Genomic DNA, 5,251 nt, shown 5'->3' with positions numbered 1-5,251 from the left:
AACGGCGATCAATACCTTCATCGCGAGTCGCCCGAGTACCGCGACGCCGTCAAGCGCAAGACCCACGCCTATCACGTCTTCATTCAGGCTGGCATCGTCTGCCAGGGACTGCTTCAGTACCTGGCAGCGGTATTCCCTTCACTCGTCTGGAGTTCCTTTGGATCCTGGCTGCGCACCATCCGTCCCGGCATCGCTCCATCGGAGTTGGTTGTCGCCAGTGCACTACGACAATGCCTGCCCGAATTTCTCGTGAATAGCGCCAAAACCAATTTCTTCGCGAAATTCATCGCCGAAAGGCAGGACCCTGACACCTTCGAGATGTTCCGACTGGCCACATAACCCCAAGACTGTGCCGAACTCGGCACTCTTGAGGTTCCGAGCAACCTCATCCTCGAACGCATCGGCGCGCGCAAGACGTTGATCCGGATCATGCTTCTTTGGGGATTGACCTCCGCGGGCATGATGTTCGTCAAGTCGCCCGTCGCGTTCTACGTGATGCGCTTCATGCTCGGCGTATTCGAAGCCGGGTTCTTTCCGGGCATGATCTTCTACCTCACGTACTGGTATCCATCCGCGCGGCGCGGCCGCGTCATGGCGCTGTTTCTCACGGCGGTCGCGATGGCCGGCGTCCTGGGCGGCCCGGTGTCCGGCTGGGCGCTTAATCATCTCGATGGCGTGCATGGACTGCAGGGCTGGCAGTGGCTGTTCCTCGTGGAGGGGCTGCCTTCGTGCGTGCTCGGGATCATCGCGTTCTTCTATCTCGACGACAACCCGCGACAGGCACGCTGGCTGACCGACACCGAGAAAGCCGTCGTCGTGCATCAACTGCAAAGGGATCGCGATGCTTCGTCGCTCTTCGGTCAGAACACGTTCGGCAGCGCGCTCAGGAGCGCACGCGTCTACTCGCTCGCGTTCGTCTGGTTCACATTCATCTGCGGCGTCTATGCGATCAGTTTCTGGCTGCCGACGCTGATCCGCGCGGCAGGCGTGACCGATGCCTATTCGGTCGGCATGCTGTCGGCCATTCCGTACGGCGTTGCGGCGCTCACGATGGTTCTCGTCAGCCGTCACTCAGACCGATCGCGTGAGCGCAGATGGCACACCGCGAGTTGCGCGATCATCGGGGCGATCGCAATCTCCGCGATTTCGCTGGCGGGCAACGATCTCAAGCTGGCACTCGTTTTGATCAGCGTGGCGACCGCGGCGATCTTCACGTTGCAGCCGCTTTTTTGGGCGATCACAACCGATTTCCTGGCCGGCACGCGAGCGGCTGCGGGAACGATCGCGTTCATCAACAGCCTCGGCCTGCTCGGCGGATTTGCGAGTCCCAGCATGCTCGGCTTCGTCAAGACGATGACGGGCAGTTTGACAAACGGCCTGTACGTCGTGTCGGCGCTGCTGGTGGTGGGCGCACTCGTCACGCTCCGGTCGGGTAAAGCACCGGTAAGATGAAGGTTCGTCCCCGATCGATTTGGGCGACGCCAACTCACGAGGACACGGCGGCGGCACATGCGAATCGACGTTCATCACATTCGGGCTTTCTTGGCGGTCGCCGAGGCGCTGCAGTTCAGCGTGGCCGCCGACCGCCTGCACATGACCCAGCCGGCGTTGAGCCGCATCATCAAGGCGCTCGAGGAATCGGTGGGCGCGGCGCTCCTCGCGCGCACGACGCGACGCGTCGAATTGACCAATGCGGGCCGTGTATTCGCTGAGCATTGCCAACTCGCGCTGACACATATCGATCAGGCCGTGACGCTCGCGCGGCGCGCAGAGGCGGGCAACATCGGGCATCTGCGCATCGCCTACATGGACTTTGCAATCAACGGTACGTTGCCGGGCATCATCGAGTCGTTCGGCAAGAAGTTTCCGTCGATCAGCATCGATCTCGTGCACATGCCGAGCACAGTGCAGAAGGAAGCGATACTCGACTCGACCATCGACGTCGGGTTCATGATCGGACCGTTTTCGGCACCCAACGTCGAGACGCGCATCTTCGGCCGCGAGCCGATGGTGGCACTTTTGCCGGCCGCTCATCCGCTGGCTGCGAGAAAGACACTGCGGTTGGCCGACCTCGCTGAAGAGCGTTTCGTGCTTGGCGCGCCGCATTCGTGGGAAGCGTTTCGCCATCACTTTTTTTCGATCTGCCATCGCGCGGGATTTTCTCCGACGATCGCGCAGGAGGCATCCACTAGCGACGGGATCATCGGCCTCGTTGCCGCGAACACGGGCTTGAGCATCTATCCTGAATGCATCCGGAACATTCAGCGCAACGGACTGTGTATCCGGCCACTCGCGGACAAGGACACGGAGATCGACATGGTCGCCTGCTGGCGGGCGGATACGCGCAATCCGTCGGTCGAAACGTTCGTCAGCGAGTTGACATTGTCAGCGCCACGTCGAAACGCCGGTGCGCCTGTTCCGTCTCGTCGCCGTGACGAACCACGTTGACCTTAGTGGTCGGCCATTTGAATTCGAGGTGCGAGCCACGCTTTGGCGACGCATGCGCTTCGAAGCACCGTGTGCAAAATACATTTGACATAAATAGTATGATCGTTCGTTTCAGGTCCTGTCAAATCACAATGCCCACGAGGGCGCGGTGGATTCGAGCGGGCGTCGAGCGAGAAAAGTTGGGAACCATTGACTGCGCATACCGGCAGTGGAGGCGGGTAGGCGTGGACTCCGATGACCCCGCTGCAGGATGTCTCCGCTGCGGCGCGCGCCGCAGCGTTGACCGAAGTACGCAAATTAAGTATAATGCGTACTTTCTCGACCCGGAGGAACTCATGGCTACTGTCACCGCCACCGATCTCGCCCGGCGCACGAATCAGGTGCTCGACGCCTTGGCTCGCGGCGAATCGGTGACGATCACCCGCAATAGCACCGTGCTGGGTACGATCAGTCCTCCGGTGCGCACTGTCACGCTTCGCGACGCCTTCGATCGGTTGCCGAAGATCTCGCGTGATGCGGCCGAGCGCTACAAGGCTGACATTCGCGAGGCCGATTTCGACGACGAGGTGCGGGATCCGTGGCAGCGCTAATAGTCGACACATGCGTCTGGATCGATGCCGCGCATGGCGCCATCGATCTGGACTCGATCTACAACATCGCCGAGTCGGAACTCATCTACGTTTCCGCGATCACGCTTGGCGAATTGGAATTCGGCGCCCAGATCCCAAATGACCCGCGCGAGCGCGCCGAACGCACGATGTTGCTTCGCGCGGTCGAACGGATGCCGGTGCTGGAAGTGACGCGGGGAACGGCTCAATCGTTTGGCTTGCTCGCCATCATGATGAAGCACGCTGGCCGCAATCCCCGTCCGCGCTATAACGATCTTTGGATTGCTGCACAGGCGCATGAACATCGTCTCGCGCTGCTCACAAGCAACCCGGACGACTTCCGCGCGCTTGATGTGATCGAGATCATCCAAGCGCCCAAAAAGGCCCATTGAACGCTGGCGCCGTGGCAGTGCCCGACGTGTCAGATGAGGACGAGCTGCGCGAGGGCTCTGCTACACTAAACGGGTTACCAGTGATACCTCCCTGATCGTTTTTTAGATGTCTACGCGTCACGCGAACCGAAAATCCGTCCGCATGTCCGTCCGGAAAACCCGCGGCCCCATCAGCAAAACGATGCTCCTGCCAATGCCGGAAAGTGCGGCACGCGAGGTCTCGTTCGCTCAGCATCGCACGTGGGCGGCTTGCAAGGGGGAAGCCGGTAGCGCTTATTTGATTAATGAGCTCGTGCGGCGGGGGCTTCCCACATGCGCGTATGTTCCGCGGGAAAGGCACGCGAGCAGGCAGTAGTGATCCTCCAACGGGCGGAGGACGCCGACACAGGTCCGGATGCACATGCGCTCCAGGCTCAATACGTCGAGCTTGTCGAAGGCGAAGCGGTTTTTCACCGCCAGCGTCCTCGCGTAGTCCATGGCCGCAATGCGCTCACGGTCACCCCGTGACTGGAGCACGGCCGCGACCGCTACCTGCCCGAGTGCGACACCGGCGGAGCTGGCTTTGGCGGTCGCCACGGCGGCCTTGATCGAAGTCGATGAGCCCGGTCACCGGCTCGCTTCAGCACCTATAACGCTGAGACGTCGGCGGCGGCTGGAACGTCTGGCGAAGATCCGCGCTGCTTTGCAGGACGACCTGTTGGAGTAACAGGAATGCGATATATCCCCTTAATGCTGAAAGGCACGTCCATTCGCTTAGATCGTCCGGCGTATTTTACGCACGAAATCATGCTGCAATCCTGAAGGTCGGAAGGTAAATGGGATCTGCATGGCGATGGATAGTTGCTCTTGGGGCGCATATAAGGCTTGAAGTTCGGCCGAATTAAATCTATATCATGTAAGATCCAGGCCGCACTACTGAAAAACAAGCGGTCGTTCAGTTGCGGCGGTATGTAGTTGCTGTGCCCAAGCGGCAAATACCGCGCCAGTGGCGTAACAATGTGGGCTCTAAACAAAGGATAGGAGCGCCTAATGTGTGAGTGCGAAGCGTCGTACGTTGGCGCATCATTTCTAATGAACACTTGTCGCAAAAAGGTTCCTAATGAATAACCGCCTTAATTTAGAAATTCAGTCCGCAAAAAGCAGATTAAACGCAAAGCACACAGGAGAAAAAGTTCTCTCGGTTCTTGCGTTCGTCACCGCGCTAGGGATAGCAAGCCCGGCATCTGCTGACGTTATTAGCTACGATCTCGCTGCCGGTGAAGGCTGCGCGTTCCCACTGCACATTGACCAAGAGGGATCGCAACCGGTTCATCGAGAATTCAAGGATAAAAATGGAAAAGTTGTGCGCTTGTTGGCCGCTGGCAAAGGAGTAAACAATACCTTCACTAATGTAGACAATGGCTCTGTCCTAACCCTTAAACCGAGTGGCGGCTCAGTATTGCACACCACGGTCAACCCTGACGGCTCAACGACGAACGTAGCTACGGGATATTATTCTCTCGTTCTATTCCCGACCGATATTCCGGCTGGACCATCGACCACGCTTTATGTAGGCAGACTTGTTTTTACAGTATCCAAGGTCGGAGTTTTTACTCTGCTAGGATCTAGTGGGAAACAGACCGACATCTGCGCGGCCCTAACGTCGCCGACTCCTTAGCCTGCTGAGCATGCATTGTGAAAGATCGCGGCGTTGACGTCGACCGACCATTAATGGCGAAGCTACCGAGTCGGTCTTGCAGAATCGCGCGAAGCCAAGCGCAGCGTGCGGATAGGTGCAGATAAGCAGTTGCGAAACTCCCAGTT

Annotated in this window: 5 protein-coding genes and 2 pseudogenes; 6 read left to right on the top strand and 1 reads right to left on the bottom strand. The window is 58.9% G+C overall.

Annotation, left to right across the window (positions count from 1 at the left end; translation table 11 throughout):
- The 5 genes and pseudogenes from AWB81_RS46165 to AWB81_RS40235 form a co-directional block, all read left to right on the top strand.
- Positions 1-339 (top strand): annotated as a pseudogene (locus AWB81_RS46165) (IS4-like element ISCku4 family transposase); the annotation flags it as partial.
- Between the two features lie 45 nt (positions 340-384).
- Positions 385-1,452: pseudogene (locus AWB81_RS40250) on the top strand (MFS transporter); the annotation flags it as partial.
- Positions 1,453-1,509: 57 nt separating this feature from the next.
- The gene (locus AWB81_RS40245) at positions 1,510-2,448 is read left to right on the top strand and encodes a LysR family transcriptional regulator (RefSeq protein WP_062643920.1); all 939 of its coding nucleotides are present in this window, start codon (positions 1,510-1,512) and stop codon (positions 2,446-2,448) included.
- Between the two features lie 335 nt (positions 2,449-2,783).
- Complete coding sequence (locus AWB81_RS40240; RefSeq protein ID WP_062643919.1) at positions 2,784-3,038, top strand: type II toxin-antitoxin system Phd/YefM family antitoxin; 255 nt, start codon at positions 2,784-2,786, stop codon at positions 3,036-3,038.
- A complete protein-coding gene (locus tag AWB81_RS40235; RefSeq protein ID WP_087135545.1) occupies positions 3,026-3,448 on the top strand; it encodes a type II toxin-antitoxin system VapC family toxin in 423 nt (140 codons plus the stop codon). The genes AWB81_RS40240 and AWB81_RS40235 overlap by 13 nt, the downstream gene beginning before the upstream one ends.
- A gap of 273 nt (positions 3,449-3,721) precedes the next feature.
- Here the strand turns inward: AWB81_RS40235 and AWB81_RS40230 are convergent, their stop codons facing one another.
- Positions 3,722-4,024, bottom strand: a complete 303-nt coding sequence (locus AWB81_RS40230) for a hypothetical protein (RefSeq protein ID WP_062643918.1) — start codon at positions 4,022-4,024, stop codon at positions 3,722-3,724.
- Positions 4,025-4,547: 523 nt separating this feature from the next.
- Here AWB81_RS40230 and AWB81_RS45375 point away from each other — a divergent pair.
- Positions 4,548-5,105, top strand: a complete 558-nt coding sequence (locus AWB81_RS45375) for a hypothetical protein (RefSeq protein WP_144444335.1) — start codon at positions 4,548-4,550, stop codon at positions 5,103-5,105.
- Positions 5,106-5,251: the final 146 nt, after the last annotated feature.

It is taken from the genome of Caballeronia arationis, from assembly GCF_001544975.2.
Lineage (GTDB): Bacteria > Pseudomonadota > Gammaproteobacteria > Burkholderiales > Burkholderiaceae > Caballeronia > Caballeronia arationis.
The sequence above is the reverse complement of the archived record's forward strand: the minus strand, read 5'-3'. Positions and strand labels throughout refer to the sequence as shown.

Excerpts from the sequence above, each read along its gene's own strand:
- AWB81_RS40240 (WP_062643919.1), top strand. The coding sequence starts at position 2,784 with ATGGCTACTGTCACCGCCACCGATCTCGCCCGGCGCACGAATCAGGTG.
- AWB81_RS40245 (WP_062643920.1), top strand. The coding sequence starts at position 1,510 with ATGCGAATCGACGTTCATCACATTCGGGCTTTCTTGGCGGTCGCCGAG.
- AWB81_RS45375 (WP_144444335.1), top strand. The coding sequence starts at position 4,548 with ATGAATAACCGCCTTAATTTAGAAATTCAGTCCGCAAAAAGCAGATTA.